Source organism: Rhizobium hidalgonense (assembly GCF_005862185.2).
Lineage (GTDB): Bacteria > Pseudomonadota > Alphaproteobacteria > Rhizobiales > Rhizobiaceae > Rhizobium > Rhizobium hidalgonense.
The window spans coordinates 638,912-656,409 of sequence record NZ_CP054027.1; the positions used below are offsets into that span (position 1 = coordinate 638,912).

General features: G+C 62.4%; 9 protein-coding genes. All 9 read right to left on the reverse strand.

Annotated features, from left to right (window positions below; all coding sequences use genetic code 11):
- Window positions 1–7: 7 nt before the first annotated feature.
- A complete protein-coding gene (glgB, locus tag FFM81_RS03010; protein ID WP_025417057.1) occupies window positions 8–2,215 on the reverse strand; it encodes a 1,4-alpha-glucan branching protein GlgB in 2,208 nt (735 codons plus the stop codon).
- Entirely contained in the window at window positions 2,212–4,674 is a 2,463-nt protein-coding gene (locus tag FFM81_RS03015; protein WP_003566565.1) for a glycogen/starch/alpha-glucan phosphorylase, read from the reverse strand. Before FFM81_RS03015 ends, glgB begins: the two co-directional genes overlap by 4 nt.
- Before the next feature lie 272 nt (window positions 4,675–4,946).
- The gene (locus FFM81_RS03020; protein WP_003566564.1) at window positions 4,947–6,152 is read right to left on the reverse strand and encodes a vWA domain-containing protein; all 1,206 of its coding nucleotides are present in this window, start codon (window positions 6,150–6,152) and stop codon (window positions 4,947–4,949) included.
- A 111-nt stretch (window positions 6,153–6,263) separates the two neighbouring features.
- Entirely contained in the window at window positions 6,264–7,142 is an 879-nt protein-coding gene (locus tag FFM81_RS03025) for a transglutaminase family protein (RefSeq protein ID WP_003566563.1), read from the reverse strand.
- Window positions 7,143–7,147: 5 nt separating this feature from the next.
- The gene (locus tag FFM81_RS03030; protein WP_138385329.1) at window positions 7,148–9,568 is read right to left on the reverse strand and encodes a circularly permuted type 2 ATP-grasp protein; all 2,421 of its coding nucleotides are present in this window, start codon (window positions 9,566–9,568) and stop codon (window positions 7,148–7,150) included.
- A 51-nt stretch (window positions 9,569–9,619) separates the two neighbouring features.
- A complete protein-coding gene (locus FFM81_RS03035; RefSeq protein WP_138385330.1) occupies window positions 9,620–12,946 on the reverse strand; it encodes a transglutaminase family protein in 3,327 nt (1,108 codons plus the stop codon).
- A 210-nt stretch (window positions 12,947–13,156) separates the two neighbouring features.
- Window positions 13,157–14,539, reverse strand: coding sequence for a sensor histidine kinase (locus FFM81_RS03040; RefSeq protein ID WP_025417053.1), 1,383 nt, complete (start codon window positions 14,537–14,539; stop codon window positions 13,157–13,159).
- The gene (locus FFM81_RS03045) at window positions 14,536–15,213 is read right to left on the reverse strand and encodes a response regulator (RefSeq protein ID WP_025417052.1); all 678 of its coding nucleotides are present in this window, start codon (window positions 15,211–15,213) and stop codon (window positions 14,536–14,538) included. Before FFM81_RS03045 ends, FFM81_RS03040 begins: the two co-directional genes overlap by 4 nt.
- A 94-nt stretch (window positions 15,214–15,307) precedes the next feature.
- Window positions 15,308–17,176, reverse strand: coding sequence for an adenylate/guanylate cyclase domain-containing protein (locus FFM81_RS03050; RefSeq protein WP_097533136.1), 1,869 nt, complete (start codon window positions 17,174–17,176; stop codon window positions 15,308–15,310).
- Window positions 17,177–17,498: the final 322 nt, after the last annotated feature.

Genomic DNA, 17,498 nt, shown 5'->3' on the forward strand with positions numbered 1-17,498 from the left:
CCAGTCACTAATTTTCAGGTTCAAGCATGATTGTCGCCAAGGGCGGCAAGGTGATCGAGCAGGTGATGTCGCCGCCGGCATCGACGGCCTGCACGCGCCCGCCATTGCCCTTGCCGCTGCCGCCGTAGATGTCGGCATCGGTGTTCAGGATTTCCCGCCAGCGGCCTGCGGACGGCAGGCGGATCGTATAGTTCTCGCGATAGACGGGGGTGAAATTGGTGATGACGGCGACCGGCTTCTGGCCCGGCGCCTTGCGCAGCCAGGCAAAGACCGAATTCTGGTGGTCGTCGGCGACCAGCCATTCGAAACCTTCGCCCTCGCAGTCTCGCTCATGCAAGGCCGGCTTGCTGCGATAGGTGAAATTGAGGTCGCGCACCAGGCGCCTTATGCCCTCGTGCATGCGATATTGAAGCAGGTTCCAGTCGAGCGACTTCGCCTCGCTCCACTCGCTCCACTGGGCGAATTCCTGGCCCATGAACAGCAGCTTCTTGCCGGGATAGCCCCACATATAGGCGTAGTAAGCGCGCAGATTGGCGAATTTCTGCCAGTCGTCGCCCGGCATCTTGGCGATCAGCGAGCCTTTGCCATGGACGACCTCGTCATGCGAGAGCGGCAGGACGAAATTTTCCGAATAGGCGTAGAGCAGGCCGAAGGTCAGCTCGTTGTGATGGTGCCCGCGATATATCGGATCGCGGCTCATGTAGCTCAGCGTGTCGTGCATGAAGCCCATGTTCCACTTGAAGCCGAAACCGAGGCCGCCTTCATGCACGGGCTGGGAGACCTTCGGCCAGGAAGTCGATTCCTCGGCGATGGTCATGACGTTGGAATGCTGGCCGTAGATGCGGGTGTTAAGATCCTGCAGGAAGCGGACGGCTTCGAGGTTTTCGTTGCCGCCATATTCGTTCGGGATCCATTCGCCGTGCTTGCGGGAATAATCGAGGTAGAGCATGGAGGCGACGGCATCGACGCGCAGGCCGTCGAGATGGAATTTCTCGGCCCAATAGAGCGCATTGTTGACGAGGTAGGAAACGACCTCGGTGCGGCCGAAATTGTAGATCGCTGTGCTCCAGTCGGGGTGGAAGCCCTTGCGCGGGTCTTCGTGCTCATAGAGCGCCGTGCCGTCGAACCAGCCGAGGCCGTGCTCGTCGGTCGGGAAATGCGCCGGTACCCAGTCGAGGATGACGCCGATGCCGACCTTGTGGCAGCCGTTGACAAAACGGGCAAAACCCTCCGGCTCGCCGAAACGGGCTGTCGGCGCATAGAGGCCTGTCGTCTGGTAGCCCCAGGAGGGGTCATAGGGATGCTCGGTGATCGGCAGGAATTCGATATGGGTGAAACCCATGTCGGCGCAATAGGGGATGAGGCTGGAGGCAAGCTCATCCCAGGACAGCATCGTGCCGTCCTGCCGGCGCTGCCACGAGGCGGCATGCACCTCGTAGATCGAGATCGGTTGGCGGCGCTTGTCGGTTTCGCGCCAGTGCTTCAGGTGGGCTTCGTCTTCCCACTCCTGCTCCAGATCGGCGGCGGTGATCGAGGCGGTTTTCGGCCGGAGCTCGCTGCGGCGGGCGAAGGGGTCGGCCTTCAGCGGCAGCAGCACGCCGTCCTGGCCGCGGATCTCGAATTTGTAGGCGACGCCGATCGGCACGTCAGGGGCAAAGATTTCCCAGATGCCGCTATCGGAGCGGAAGCGCATGACGTGGCGGCGGCCGTCCCAATTGTTGAAATCGCCGACGACCGAAACGCGCTGCGCATTCGGGGCCCAGACGGCGAAATGGATGCCCTGGGCGCCATCATGCTTGATGAGGTGGGCGCCCATCTTGTCGAACAGCCGCAGGTGCGAGCCCTGGCGGGCAAAATAATCGTCCATCGGCCCGAGCACCGGACCGAAGCTGTAAGGATCGGTGACCGCCCATTCGGCATCGCCGCGCCGGGCGCGGTATCGCACCGGCTGCAGCTTGGTCAGGGAAACCGGGCCGGCGAAAAAGCCGTCGGCATGGAGCTGGTTCAGTTCGCCGACGACGCTGCCGTCGAGCGCCATGGCGGTCACTTCCTCTGCGCCCGGGATGAAACACCGGGCGACGAAGGCGTCGCCTGCCTGGTGCACCCCTAGGACGGCAAAGGGATTGGAATGCGAGCCGGCAAGGATCGCCGCGATTTCATCTGCCGAAATTTCCCAGGAAAGCTTTACTTCAGGGACGTTTTTCGGCGTTTTCATCCGGCTCTCCAGATTTCGTCGGCATATTGCCTGATCGTACGGTCGGACGAAAACCAGCCCATCCGTGCCGTGTTGTTGATCGTCTTGGTGTACCAGGCGGACTGGTTGGTCCAGATCTGATCGACTTCGCGCTGGGCCTGGGCATAGGCGTCGAAGTCGGCTGCGACCATGAACCAGTCGTGCGAATAGATGCCGTCGATCAGCGCCGTGTAACGGTTGCGGTCATCGGGCGAGAAGACGCCGGAGCCGATGGCTGAGAGCGCCTGGGCGAGTTCGCGCGATCCCTCGATGATGGCGCGGGGATTGTGGCCATCGCTGCGGACCTTCGAGACCTCGTCGGCCTTGAGGCCGAAGATGACGATGTTGTCTTCGCCGACATTGTCGCGCATCTCGACATTGGCGCCATCGAGCGTGCCGATGGTCAGCGCACCGTTGAGGCCGAACTTCATGTTGCCGGTGCCGGATGCTTCCATACCGGCGGTCGAGATCTGCTCGGAGAGGTCGGCGGCCGGAACCATGACCTCGGCAAGCGAGACATTGTAGTTCGGCACGAAGACGACCTTCAGCAACCCGCGCACCGACGGGTCGTTGTTGATGGTGCGGGCGACGTCGTTGATCAGCTTGATGATCAGCTTGGCATTGTAATAACTCGGCGCCGCCTTGCCGGCGAAGAGTTTGACGCGCGGCACCCAGTCAAGCTCGGGATGCGAGCGGATCTGGTCGTAGAGGGCGACGGCTTCGATGATGTTCAGCAGCTGGCGCTTATATTCGTGGATGCGCTTGATCTGGATATCGAACATCGCCGACGGATCGAGCTTCACGCCCATGCGGCTGGCGACGAGATTGGAAAGTGCCACCTTGTTGGCGCGCTTCACGGCGGCGAACTTCTGCTGGAAGGTCGGATCGGAGGCGAACTTGTCGAGCGGCGTCAGCTTCTCGGCATCGTCGAGGAATTCGTCGCCGATCGCTTCACGGATCAGGCCAGTGAGGCCGGGATTGCACTGCTGCAGCCAGCGGCGCGGCGTGATGCCGTTGGTCTTGTTGTTGATGCGGTCGGGATAGAGCTTGTGCAGATCAGCAAAGACCGTGACCTTCATCAGGTCCGTATGTAGCGCCGAGACGCCGTTGATCGAGTGCGAGCCGACGAAGGCGAGGTTGCCCATGCGCACGCGGCGGTCGCCGCTTTCCTCGATCAGCGAGATCGAGCGGATTTCGCCGTCGGAGAAGTTCTTGCCCTTACGGGCATCGATCAGGATCTTGGCGTTGATCGCGTAGACGATCTGCATGTGGCGCGGCAGCAGTCGCTCGAACAGCGGCACCGGCCAGCTTTCCAAGGCTTCCGGCAGGAGCGTGTGGTTGGTATAGGAGAAGGTTCGGCGGGTGATGTCCCAGGCCTGCTCGAAATCCATCCCGTGCACGTCACAGAGCAGACGCACCAGTTCGGCGACCGAGACGGCGGGATGGGTATCGTTCAGCTGGATCGCCACCTTGTCCGGCAGCGAGGTGAAATCGTCATATTGCTGCAAATGACGGCGCAGGATGTCCTGCAGAGAGGCCGACGAGAAGAAGAATTCCTGGCGCAGGCGCAGTTCCTGGCCGGCCGGGGTGGCGTCGGCAGGATAGAGGACCCGGGTCAGGCTTTCGGCCTTGTTGCTTTCGCGCAGCGCCCCAATGTGATCGCCGGCATTGAAGGCATCGAGCAGGATCGGATCGATCGGCTGCGCCGACCAGAGACGCAGCGTGTTGACGCGCTTGCCACGCCAGCCGACGGCCGGCGTGTCGAAGGCGGCGGCAATGACGCGTTCGGCCGGCTTCCAGACGTAGCGCGGCTGATCGTCATGGGTGGTGACGAATTCGACGGCGCCGCCGAAGCCGATTTCATAGGAACTCTCGCGGCGTTCGAACTCCCAGGGATTGCCGTGGGCGAGCCAGTTTTCCGGCAGTTCGACCTGCCAGCCATCGGCCAGCTGCTGGCGGAAGAGGCCGTGCACATAGCGGATGCCGTAACCATAGGCGGGGACGTCAACCGTCGCCATGCTCTCCATGAAACAGGCCGCCAGACGGCCGAGGCCGCCATTACCGAGTGCGGCATCCGGCTCCAGGCCGGCAATGACGTTGACGTCGACGCCGAGAGAGGCGAGTGCATCGCGCACCTCCTCCATCAGGCCGAGGTTCGAGACGGCATCGCGCATCAGGCGGCCGATCAGGAATTCGAGAGACAGATAATAGACGCGCTTGGCGCCAGTTGCATAAACCTCGCGGGTGGAGGCCATCCACCTGTCGATGATGCGGTCGCGGACCACCAGGATCGTTGCCGTCAGCCAGTCGTGCGGCTTTGCCACCTTGGCGTCCTTGCCGATGCGGTAGGTCAGGCGTTCGATGATTTCTTCGGCGAGAATTTCCGGCTTCGAGCTGCGCGGGGCGGGAGAGGGGATAACCGGCTTGGAAACATTATTCATCGTCAGATCTCGCCAATTTTAATTTGGTTTCAGGACGTTATGCCTGATTTAATCGATTTGTCGCTTGTCTCAACGACAGTTTATGCATCGTTAGGAAGCACTTGCAACAAAGGATTTGGACAAACGAAAAAATTGCGAAACCTGCATATTCACGGGGTTCAGGGGAATTGAATTCAATCGCTTTTCCCGAGATGTGGCCGCGATAAACGAAAAGCCGCGCCGGTTTGTTCCGGCGCGGCTTTTTGTTTGAGCGCGGTCCTGCCGCAGCGACGTCAGTTGGTGAGCAGGGTTGCGGCCTTAGTGGCCGTCTGAGCGATGCTCTCGAAGTCGTCGACCAGCTTTTCCATAGTTTCGGCCTCGTAGTAGTTGCCGCCCGGCGACGCACAATATTGGAGAAGGCTCTTGCCCTTGTCCGGCGCCATGAAGGCCACGGTGAAGAGGGTAATTCCGTCCTTTTTGGCGGCATCGCACTTGTCGCGGACGCTTTGATCTTTGTCCCTGTTCCAAGTGTCACTATTCCCGGTCATTTGGCCATCGGTCATGAGGACGATGAACCGGTCGACCTTGGAATTGCCCTTCTTCTTATGTTCCACGCTTTCGGCGTCGGTGTTGTCCGCATTCTTCTTGATCGTGTCGTCGGCCGACTGCATCGGTTCGGTGGCATCGGTGCCAAGTGTCGGCGCAATGGTCTTGACATAGTCTCGGGATTTGGTCGTTCCCCAGTCCATGGCGCTGACACTGGTGACCTTATTGGTCCAGGGATCGCGCAACAATCCGTTACTGTAGGAGATGACGCCCGTGCGTACGAGTGTGTGCTGTGGATCCGCCTGGTCGAGAGCATCGAAGAGCGAGGCGGCTGCCTGTTTCAGGGCGTCGATCTTGATGACGTAGGCCTTACAGGTGGTGCCGTTTTTTTTGTATTGGGCGCATGTATTGGTGTCTTCGCCCATTGAGCCGGATTGGTCGAGGACGAGTTCCATCGAGAGAGCGCTCTTCGTTTGGCTGGTGCCGCTCGTTGTCGAACTGGTGGTGGTGATGTTCTTCGTGGAGTGGCCCAGGATATTCATGAACGGCGTCAGACTAAGACTGTATGAGGCCGTTACCGCGACACTATAGCTCTTGCCTGTCGAGGAGGTAGAGGTGTCGATGTCGACGTTCGTCGCATTTCTGATTGCGCTCCCCGAAGCCGCCCCGACAGAGTTGGCCATTTGTCCCACGACGAAATTCTTCGCCAGGATCTTTGCCGCCGCCTCGTCGGCGACGGTGCCACTTGCAAGTGCGGTTGCAGCAGCAAGTGCTGCAGAATCGGTTGCTTCCTGGAGTTGGCGCTGCGAAAGCGCCATGTTCGAATAGTCGATCGCCAGCCCGGCGGCGCCGAGAAGAACGGGCATCATGATCGCCGTCATAATACCGAAATTCCCGCCGCGGTCGCTCAACATGCGCCGCTGGCAGGGATGCAAGAAGGAGGTGCTCATCATGTTCACCCGAAATAGACCCTGTGGGTTACATTAGGCATTGCTGCTTCTTTACGCCGTCCTTACGGCGTCAATAGAAGTTTAACGAATGAGCGGATTTTTCCAGTTTTGGGATTATTTCAGCGGGATCACATCGACCGCCTGGACAGCGCGCTGGCCGCCATAGCTTTTCAATACGCCGATGACGGGAACGACGTCGGAATAGTCCCGGCCATAGGCGACGACGATATGGTCGGTGCCGGCGGGTATGTTGTTGGTCGGGTCGAGCTCGATCCAGCCGATGGTCTCGCCGCACCAGATCCGCACCCAGGCATGCATGGCGTCCGCCCCTTCCAGCCGCTCCTTGCCGGGCGGCGGGATGGTGCGCAGGAAACCGGAGACATAGCCGGCCGGAATGCCGAGGCTTCGGAGCGCCAGGATCATGATATGGGTGAAATCCTGGCAGACGCCGCGCTTCAGCCTGAAGGCTTCGAGCGGGGTCGTGTCGACTGTCGTCGCCTCGGCGTCGTAGGTGAAATCCTTATAGATGCGGGCACACAGCGCATAGGCGATCTGCATTGCCGTCAGATCAGGCATGGCGCAGCTTCGGGCATAATCGCTGATCTCGCGCGCCTGCGTCAGGCGCGGGCTGTCGCCGATGAAGTGGTGCGGCGAATCCGGCGCCAAGGACCAGATGCCTGCTATCTCCTCCGGCAAGTCGGCCAGCAGCGGCGAGAAATCGGCGGCGATCGGCTGGCTTTCCACCTGCACGCGAGCCTGCATGCGAATGTCGAGCGTCTCGTGGGGCGCGCGCAGCATGAAGGAGGTGGCAGGATGATCGAAGAAATCGACGAAATGCGACTGCTCGTCCGGCGTCGGCGAAATGGTGATCGAGCCGGCGACCAGGCGCTGCCGGTTGGTCAGCGACAGCGGCATCAGGCGCATGATGTGGCGGGCGCCGGAGGCCGGCACATCGTAGCTGTATCCCATGCGCAGCGAAAGATCGTAATGCATCGCCGTCACCCGAGATAGGTCTGGGCGAGCAGATCGGAAAGCTGCTCCAATTCGCGTTCGAGCCGCTGATAGACCTCGGCCCCCATGCCCTCCGGCGTCATCACCGCCAGGCCGGAATGGAGCCGCATCGCCTCGCGGTAGAAGGGTGACATCTGGCCGTTGATCAGGGCGTTCGGCAGTTGTTCGACCTCGTGATGGATCTCGTTCACCTGGAAGAGGATCGAGCGAGGATTGAGCGGGTCGAGCGCCAGCAAGTCGGTGACGGTCAGCCGTGCGGTGTTGACGTTGTAGCGGCGGCGATGGGTCATGACGCTGTCGCCGATCTCGAGCAGCATGTCGAGCGCGCCGTCGGGCGCTTCCGGGCCGGACATGTGGCCGAGCAGGCGCGTCATGTGCAGGCCGCGCTCGATATAGCGGCCGAGCGAGAGGAAACGCCAGCCCATGAAACGGTACATGTTCTCGTGCACCAGGCCGGCAAAGCCCGCGAGCTTGCGCAGAAGGATCGTCATCGCGTGGCTGGCGTCATCGCCGGCCGCGACGGCGACGTGGAAGCGGCGTGCGGTCTTGGCGAGATCGTTGAGTGCGAGCCAGCCATCCGGCGAGAAACGATCGCGGATATTGCTCGCGGAATAAACGGCGCTGTCGATGTGGCGCAGGAGCGTCTCCGGCACGGCCGCGGCGGTGTCGATATCGACGGCTGAGAGATAGGCGGAGACGTCGGCGAGCAGCGGCTGGCTCGGATCGGCGGCTTCGGCATAACGGGCATGCCAGGCGCGCAGGATGCGCAGCGCCCCTTCGGCGCGCTCGATATAGCGGCCGAGCCAGAACAGATTGTCGGCCGCGCGGCTTGGCAGGCTGCCCGGCATGTTGCGGGTGAAGCTGCCTTCGGCCGGCAGCAGCGTGTGGCGTTCGACGGGCTTGTCGCTGACGATCCAGACGTCGGCGGCCGCTCCGCCCGACTGCATGGCGATCGCCGCGACATCGGCATCGGAGCCGATGCGGGCAAAACCGCCGGGCATGATCTGCCAGCCGCTCGCGGTGCGGGCGGCAAAGACGCGCAGCGACATCGGCCGCGGCACGAGCTTGCCGTCCACCCAGGCGGGCGTCGTCGAGAGCGTGACGACCTCCTGTCCCACAAGTTTCGGTCCGTCCGAACGCAGCCAGTCGGTGATGGAATCCTTGGCGGCCGCACGCAGTGACGAGCCGAGCACGGATTCGCCGCTGTCGTCGAAGAAGGGGGCGCGGGAATAGGCCGGGCCGATCACCATCTTCTCGATGTTCTTGGCGACGTGCTCGCGCTCTTCCTCTTGGCCGCACCACCAGGTGGCGATCGAGGGCAGTTGCAGATCCTGCCCCAGCAGCCGATGACAGATGGTCGGCATGAAGGCCAGAAGCGCCCGGGTCTCAAGAACGCCGGTGCCGAGCGCATTGACGATGGTGACGCTCTCGGCGCGCAGCGCTTCGACGAGACCGGGCGTGCCGATATGCGAATTCTGGTTCAGCTCCAGCGGGTCGGCAAAGGCCGAATCGAGACGGCGCCAGAGCACGCCGATCGGCTTCAGGCCAGCGACGGTGCGCACCATGACGCGGCCCTTGACGACGGTGAGGTCTTCGCCCTCGAGTAGCATGAAGCCGAGATAACGGGCGATGTAGGCGTGCTCGTAATAGGTCTCGTTGGCGGGGCCTGGCGTCAGCACGGCGATGCGAGCGTCGCCCGAATGTTTCATGCCCTGCAGCGCGTCGCGGAAGGCGCCGAAGAAGGAGGCGAGGCGGTGGACGGGGGTTTCGGCGTAGATATCCGAGAAGGCCCGGGTCGTGGCGACGCGGCTTTCCAGCGCGAACCCGGCGCCCGACGGCGCCTGTGTCCTATCGGCCAGCACCCACCAGTTGCCGTCGGGTCCGCGGCCGATCTCGAAGGCGCAGAAATGCAAATAATGGCCGGAGGCCGGCCGGATGCCGGCGAGCGGGCGTTGGAATTCGGGATTGGCGGCCATCAACGCCGGCGGCAGAACGCCTTCCTCCACCAGCCGGTTGTCGCCATAGATATCGGCAACGATGGCCTCGAGCAGGTCGGCGCGCTGAACGAGGCCGGCCGACAGCGTCTGCCATTCGCGCTCGTCAATCAGCACCGGAATATGCGAGATCGGCCAGGCGCGTTCGCCGGTGCCCTTGCTGCTGCCATAGGCACGGTAGAAGACGCCGGCATCCCGGAGATAACGGTCGGCGCGGGCGAAACGCTCGGCGAGATCCTTTTCCGGCATTGCGCTCAGATGCGAGAGGAAATTCTTCCAGACCGGGCGGACAACGCCTTTGTTGTCGACCATCTCGTCGGCGGTGCCAGGAAGCGGCGCATAGTCGAAGGCCGCACGTTTGCTGGTGCGGTCCTCTGTCTCTTCCCTGCGCTCTACTGCCGGCCTCTTACCCATCAAAACCCAAGCCCTAAACCCCCGGCCTTAACCTTAGCTTCACCCCCGGCTTCAAATTCCGGCGGGCCGCCGCAGATCCAGCGTCAGCGGGAATTCAAGCGAACCCGTCTCGGCGCGCGGGATATAACCGCCCGCCGTATGTCCCCACGGCTCGAAGCGGGCGAGCCGCCTTGCTTCCGCCTCGTTGCCGTTGACCGGGAAGGTGTCATAGGTCCGGCCGCCCGGATGGGCAACATGATAGATGCAGCCGCCGATCGAACGCTTCGACCATGTATCATAAATGTCAAAAGTCAAAGGCGTGTTGATCGGCAGCACGGGATGCAGGCCGGAGGCCGGCTGCCATGCCTTGTAACGGACGCCGGCGACCGATACGCCGGAGGTGCCGGTCGGCGTCAGCGGCAGGACGCGGCCATTGCAGGTGACGGTGTAGCGTGCCGTATTGCTGGTTTCGAGCCGCACCTGAAGGCGCTCGACGGACGAGTCGACGTAGCGGGCGGTGCCGCCCGGCGCACCTTCCTCGCCCATGACGTGCCAGGGTTCAAGCGCCTGGCGCAGCTCCAGTTTGGAGCCTTCGTATTCGACCTCGCCGCAGAAGGGGAAACGGAATTCGAGCTGGGCCTTGAACCACTCCGGACTGACGTCGAAGCCGTTTTCGCGAAGGTCGGCGAGCACGTCGAGGAAATCGGCCCAGACAAAATGCGGCAGCATGAAACGGTCATGCAAGGTTGTGCCCCAGCGGACGAATTTGCCGTCGACGGGGTTGACCCAGAAGCGGGCGATCAGCGCGCGCACCAGCAATTGCTGGGCGAGCGACATGCGGGCGTTCGGCGGCATCTCGAAGCCGCGGAACTCGATGAGGCCCAACCTGCCGGTCGGACCTTCCGGCGAAAACAGCTTGTCGATGCAGATTTCGGCGCGGTGGGTGTTGCCGGTAACGTCGGTCAAAAGGTGGCGGAACAGGCGGTCGACCAGCCAGGGCAGCGGCGGCTGGCCGCGGCCGGGGGCAGCGATCTGCGCCATGGCGATTTCCAGCTCGTAGAGGCTATCGTGACGAGCCTCGTCAATGCGCGGCGCCTGGCTGGTCGGGCCGATGAACATGCCGGAGAAGAGGTATGAGAGCGAGGGGTGGCGCTGCCAGTGGAGGACGACGCTCTTCAAGAGATCGGGACGGCGCAGGAAGGGGCTGTTGTTCGGATTGGCGCTGCCGACGACGACATGGTTGCCGCCGCCGGTGCCGGTATGACGGCCGTCGATCATGAATTTGTCGGCGCCGAGCCGGGTGTCACGCGCCTCCTCGTAGACCGCCGTGGTTATGTCGACGCATTCCTTCCAGTTCGAGGCCGGATGGATGTTGACCTCGATGACGCCCGGATCCGGGGCGACGCGGATGACGTTGATGCGCTCGTCCTGCGGCGGCGGGTAACCTTCGATATGGACGGGAAGCTTGAGTTCGGCGGCGGCGTTTTCGGCAGCGGCGATCAGTTCGAGATAATCTTCGATGCGCTCGACCGGCGGCATGAAGACGCAGAGCCTGCCATCGCGCGGCTCGACCGACATGGCGGTGCGCACAGCGCCGCCGATGTCACCGAGCGTCTGTTCGATCCGGCTGCGATTGCTCTCGCCGGCGTGGAAGGAGGCTTCCGGCATGGCGCGGCCGGCCGGGACGAAAACGTCCGGCAGCGGTTCACGCGGGATCGTCGGATCGGCGGGATGGATATAGGGATAACGTGCCGGGGGAACATAGGGCAGGGTGCCGAGCGGCAGCCGGTAGCCGATCGGGCTGTCGCCCGGAACGAGGAAGATCTTGCCGCGGCGGGTGTTCCATTTCTCGCTGATCCAAACACGGCTTTCAGCCGCCTTGGCGTTCCATGCCTGAACCGGGAGGATGTAACCTGTGGGGACGGTGAGGCCACGGGCAAAGACCCGGGCGATGCGGTTGCGTTCCTCGGGATCCTTCAGTTTCGAATTCGCCGGATCGACGTTTTCGGGAAGATTGCCTTCCTTGATGATCCAGTCGGCCGGATCCTCATAGGCCGGCTGCACCATGTCAGGCTTGATCGCCAGTTCCTTTGCGATCGCCGCCAGAAACTTGCCGGCATCCTCGGCGGTGACGCCAGTATCCTTGCCTTCAGCGGCGACCAGATCGAGGTTCTGCCAGACCGGCTTGCCGTCGCGGCGCCAGTAGAGCGAGAAGGTCCAGCGCGGCAGGCTTTCGCCCGGATACCATTTGCCCTGGCCGTAATGGAGAAAGCCGCCGGGTGCGAAGCGTTCGTGCAGTCGGCGGATCAGGCTGTCAGCCTTTTCGCGCTTGGTCGGACCGACGGCGGCAGTGTTCCATTCCTCGGACTGGAAATCATCGATCGAAACGAAGGTCGGCTCGCCGCCCATCGTCAGATGCACGTCTTCGGCCTCGAGGATACGGTCGACCTTCTCGCCGAGGTCGTTGAGCTCATCCCAGCTTTCATCGGAGAAGGGCTTGGTGATGCGCGGGTGTTCGGCGACGCGCGAGACCTTCATGTCGAAGGCGAATTCGGTTTCGGCTTCGCCAAAATAACCGCCGGAGATCGGCGCGGCGTTGCGGTAATGCGGTGTGGCGGCAAGCGGGATGTGGCTTTCGCCAGTCAGCAGGCCGGAGGTCGGATCGAGGCCGACCCAGCCGGCGCCAGGCAGATAGACCTCCGCCCAGGCATGCAGGTCGGTGAAATCGACTTCGGTGCCGGAGGGGCCGTCGAGCGCCTTCAGGTCCGGCGTCAGCTGGATGAGGTAACCGGAGACGAAGCGGGCGGCCAGGCCGAGATGACGAAGGATCTGGACGAGAAGCCAGCTGGTATCGCGGCAGGAGCCCTTGGCGCTTTCCAGGGTCTCCTCCGGGGTCTGCACGCCGGTTTCCATGCGGATGACGTAGCCGATCTGCCGCTGCAGGCGGGCATTCAGGCCGACGATCATATCGACCGTTGGCTGGCCGGGTGACCAGTCGAGCGTCGGCAACAGCGCCTTCAGCCGCGGGCCGGCCGGTTCCGGCGTCATGTAGATCGACAGATCTTCCTGGATCGTTTCCGGATAGCCGAACGGCCATTTGGTCGCCTCCTCCTCGACGAAGAAGTCGAAGGGATTATAGACCGTCATGTCGGCGACCAGATCGACCTCGATCTTGAACTCCGTCACCGGATCCGGGAAGACGTAGCGGGCAAGGTAATTGCCGTAGGGGTCCTGCTGCAGGTTGACGAAATGGTTGGCGGGCGTGACCTTCAGCGAGTGACTGAGCACCCGTGTCTTCGAATGCGAGGCAGGTTTCAGCCGGATGATCTGTGGGCCGAGGCGGATCGGCTTGTCATAGGTATAATGCGTCAGATGATAGATGCTGGCTTTGATCGACATATTTTACTTTTTTCCGGCGCGCATCGTCGTGCGGCTTGCTGTTCCCAAAATCAGTGTGTGCAATGCAGCGAAAGAAAGCAAGCTGGAAAGGTCACCGGCATAATTCTCCCTAAATCGGAATCGACTTAAGCAATTATGCAGCGATTCAAAGTGCTACAGCGTCCTTAGCGCGTCTGAAAAGACACACGGCGATGTAGGGGCCGAAAGCTTTTACGCCGCCTTGGCGAAGGTGACGGCCGCCTTCAGACCCCTGCCGTCCGGGCCTGGCTCCAGCGTCAGGTTGGCGTTGAAAAGATTGGCGATTTCCTCAACGATCGGCAGGCCGAGGCCGGCGCCCGGCGCACCTGTGTCATTGCCGCGCGAAAAACGCCCGCGCACCGCCTCCAGCTTGTGGCGTGGAATGCCGGGGCCGTTGTCCTCGACTTCGAGGCGGATCGTCTCCGCTGCCGCGATGATGCGGACGGTGACCTCAGCCCCTTTGCCGGCATAGGCAATGGCATTGCCGGCAAGGTTGCGCAGCATTTCGCCGATCAGCAGCGGCTCGGCGCGGATCATCGCCGGGCTCTCGCCCTCGAAGCCGAGGTCGATGCCGGCAACGGCAGCCGTCGGGATCTGCTCGCCGGTGATTTCCTGGGCGATGGCGGCGAGATCAATGGCTGAGGCAGTCAGCGCTTCCTTGGCGGTGGCGGCGTCGATCTTTGCCATCAGCAGAAGCTGGGCAAGGATGCGCTCGGCATGCGCCACGGCCTGATCCCCCTTCAGCGCTGCCGCCTGGCCCTCCGCAAGCGATCCGGCGCGGGCGGAAAGCGCGAGCTGAGTGCGGATGATCGCCAGCGGCGTGCGCAACTGATGGCTGGCATTGCCGGTGAAATGGCGCAGCGCATCGAGCGCCGATTGCAGGCGGACCATGAAGCCATTCACCGTATCGACCAGCGGCTCGACCTCGCTCGGCACAGTCTGCTCGATCGGATGCAGATCATCGGGGCTGCGTTCGCCGATGGCGTCGCCGAGCTTATACAGCGGGCGCAGCGCCACCGTGACCGAGATCCAGACGATCACGGCCGCACCGGCGATCATGAAGGCGAGGCGCAGTGCCGAGCGAACGAGGATTGCTTGCGCCAGTTGCCGGCGGCCGATGGTGGTTTCGGCGACCGTCACCACGAAGGGCACGGAGCGGATGCCCGTCGAAGCGGAGCGTTCGAGTGTGGCGACGCGGATCGGCTCGCCGCGGAAACTGTCGTCGGCGAAGGCTGCGGCATTGGCCGGAGTCTTGTTGAGAACGGGCAGCGACTGGTAGCCCGTGATGAATTTACCCGGCGGGCCGTCGACGCGGTAGAAGACGCGGTCCTGCGCGGCCGAGGTCAGCATTTCAAGCGCGACATAGGGGATATCGACCTGCAGCGTGCCGTCCTCGGCGACGACGACGCGTTCGGCGATCGCCAGCGCCGAGCCGGCGAGCACGCGGTCGGAGACGATGTTCGAGGTCTGGACCGCCTCGCGATAGGTATCGGCAAGCGCCAGCGTGCCGATGACGGCGGTGGAGACAAGCAGCCAGAAGAGCAGCCGGCGCCTGAGGGAATAGGCGGTTTTCATGAGGCCTCGGGGAGCTTGTCGAGATAATAGCCGATGCCGCGGGCGGTCTTGACCGTCAGGCCGTGCGGCGAGAGGCGTTTCCTCAAGCGGCTGACATATTGCTCGATGGCGTTTGCCGAAATGTCGTCGTCGAAGGCCGTCAGCGACTGGATGATCGCTTCCTTGGCGACAACCTTGCCGGCCCGCATGAAAAGAATTTCGAGCAGCCCAAGCTCGCGGGCGGGAATATCAAGCGGCGTGGCGCCTGCCGAAAAGGCCCGGGAATTGAGATCGAAGGAGATGCCGCCGAAGCTGACGGTCGCCGAGCGCAAGCCGGCCTGGCGGCGCAGCAGCACACGCACGCGGGCCTCGAATTCTGATATGTCGAAGGGTTTGATCAGATAGTCGTCGGCGCCGAGATCGAGGCCCTTCACCCGTTCTTCGGGTGTGCCGCGCGCCGTCAGGATGAGGACGGCCGCCTGGTTCTGCCGGGCGCGCATGGCGCGCAGCACGTCGAGCCCGTCCATCTCGGGCAGGTTGAGGTCGAGAATGACCAGATCGAAATTTTCCGCGGCGATGACCGCATTGGCGGATGCGCCGTCATGGACGACATCGACGGCATGACCCGTGCCACGCAAGATCGCCGACAGGCCGTCGGCCAGCGCGATATTGTCTTCGGTGAGCAGGATGCGCACGGATGTCCCTCTGTTTTCAGCGGAGATTACAGAGGTGGCGGAGCGATGTCACAGCGATTTTCGAAGTTGGGTGAATGCATGGGGGAAGCGGATTTCAGCTGCCGGTCCTTTCGATCCGTTCGCGCTGCATCATTGCGGCGGCCAGCAGTCTCTGGAAGCGGGGATCGTCGCGAATGTTGTCGAGATCGGAATCATTGTTGAACCATTTGATATGGTAGACGGAGCTGTGCGGCAGCAGCCTCTCAAGCAGATCGATCGCCTGGTCGGCATCGCCAAGGACGGAATAGACGCAGGCGAGATTATACTGCGCGACGATGTCGTCGGGATCGATGGCGATGGCGCGGGCGGCCCAGTCGCGCGCCCTGCTGACATCACCCATATGCGCAAGCGCCAACGCGCCGCGATGGGCTGGGCCGGAATTTTCCGGATTGAGGTTCAGCGCGCGTTCGGCGCGCAGCAAGCCGAGACGCGCCCAATTTTCCGTATCCAACACTCGGCCGAGCGAGCGGTAGGCGGACATCAGGTGGATCGGCGAGACATAGTCGTCGGGGCGGATCGCAGCGGCGCGGGTGAAATATTGAACCGATTCGGCAAAGTTGCCGTGCATGAAGAAGAACCGGGCATAATGGAAATTCGCCTCGAAGAGGTTCGGGTCGAGCGCCAGGGCACGTTCGAAGGCCGCCGCCGCCCTGTCGTCGTAACCGCTCTGATGCAGGGCGAGACCGTGAGAGGCGTGGGCCTCGGGAAGGTCGGGATCAAGCGCAAGCGCGCGGGCGCTCATGTCGAGGATGCGCCTCAGCGGCACGTCGTCAGGGGCCCAGTCGCGGATCGCCGCGTCGCAATCGGCGATACCGGCATAGGCGCGGGCATAGTCCGGGTCGAGTTCGACGGCCTTGCAGAACATGCGCCTTGCAAGCTGCAGATAGGATTTGGTCCAGGTGTGGGAAAGCTGGCGGCCCCGGAGATAATAGGTATAAGCCTCGACATTGGCGGTCGGCTCATTGGCGATCGCCTTCTTTTCTTCCGGCAGCAGGCGCACCTTCAACTGGCCGACGATCGCATGGGTGATCTCGTCCTGGATGGCGAAGATGTCGGTCAGGTCGCGGTCATAACGCTCGGCCCAGAGATGATCGCCATTGGCGGTGTCGATCAGTTGGCCGGAAATGCGCACGCGATTGCCGAAGATGCGCACGCTTCCCTCGAGCACGTAGCGCACGCCCAATTCCTGGGCAAGCCGCTTCACCTTCACCGATATGCCCTTGTAGGTGAAGATGGTATTGCGCGGCACGACGTGCAGGCTGGAGATCTTGGAGAGATCGGTGATGATGTCTTCGGTGATGCCGTCGGAGAAATAGTCCTGGTCGGCATCGCCGCTCATATTGGTGAAGGGCAGTACCGCGATGAAGCAGGTATTGCGGTTCTGCGCGACCAATTTCGCCGAGGAGGGCGGCGTCAGGGAGACGGTATAGACCTGCACGGGCTGCCGGATGTTCTTCAGCATATGCTCGCCGATGAAATCGAAACCGAGATTGAGGCGGGAGCCGACCTGATCGCGCACCGAGGCCGACACGGCAATGCCGCCTGGTGCTGCGATACGCTCAAGTCTGGCGGCAAGATTAACGCCGTCTCCGAAGATATCGCCGTTCTCGACCACGACGTCGCCCAGATTGATGCCGATGCGGAATTCGACGCGCTCATCCTGGGGCACGTTCTCGTTGCGGGCGGCCATGCTGCGCTGGATTTCGGCGGCGCAGGCGACCGCATTCACCACGCTCTGGAATTCGGCAAGGATGCCGTCGCCGGTGAGTTTGACGATGCGGCCCTTATAGTCTGAAATACGAACGTCGACCAGTTCACAACGATGGCGGTTCAGCGCCTGCAGCGTGCCGGATTCATCGATGCCCATCAGTCGGCTGTAGCCGACGACGTCTGCAGCAAGAATAGCGCTCAGTCGGCGTTCCATGACCCCTCCCATGGATCTTCCCAGTTTAGCCCAGTTTTTTATAGAGTTTTTGTCGTGCAGAGTCGCCCCCTGAATAGAAATTCGGGCGGATTCGACGGTTCGACGCGGCAGCGCGACCATATAGCGTCGCCGCTCTTCATCAATACTCTGAATGGGTGAAGGATGGCATCCAGCTCTAATCCTTTGTGATAAAAAAGACGATTCTAATCGGAGGCGGTGGCGCGATTTGCTTTGATGGATGCTTCGGGATCGACACTATAAAATTGGCCGTCGATGAGTTTGACGCGTAAGCAGGCTCAGGGGCGCGGCCGGGAGGACGATT

Coding starts and splice junctions, on each gene's coding strand:
- glgB (WP_025417057.1), bottom strand. CDS start 2,215: ATGAAAACGCCGAAAAACGTCCCTGAAGTAAAGCTTTCCTGGGAAATT.
- FFM81_RS03015 (WP_003566565.1), bottom strand. CDS start 4,674: ATGAATAATGTTTCCAAGCCGGTTATCCCCTCTCCCGCCCCGCGCAGC.
- FFM81_RS03020 (WP_003566564.1), bottom strand. CDS start 6,152: ATGATGAGCACCTCCTTCTTGCATCCCTGCCAGCGGCGCATGTTGAGC.
- FFM81_RS03025 (WP_003566563.1), bottom strand. CDS start 7,142: ATGCATTACGATCTTTCGCTGCGCATGGGATACAGCTACGATGTGCCG.
- FFM81_RS03030 (WP_138385329.1), bottom strand. CDS start 9,568: ATGGGTAAGAGGCCGGCAGTAGAGCGCAGGGAAGAGACAGAGGACCGC.
- FFM81_RS03035 (WP_138385330.1), bottom strand. CDS start 12,946: ATGTCGATCAAAGCCAGCATCTATCATCTGACGCATTATACCTATGAC.
- FFM81_RS03040 (WP_025417053.1), bottom strand. CDS start 14,539: ATGAAAACCGCCTATTCCCTCAGGCGCCGGCTGCTCTTCTGGCTGCTT.
- FFM81_RS03050 (WP_097533136.1), bottom strand. CDS start 17,176: ATGGAACGCCGACTGAGCGCTATTCTTGCTGCAGACGTCGTCGGCTAC.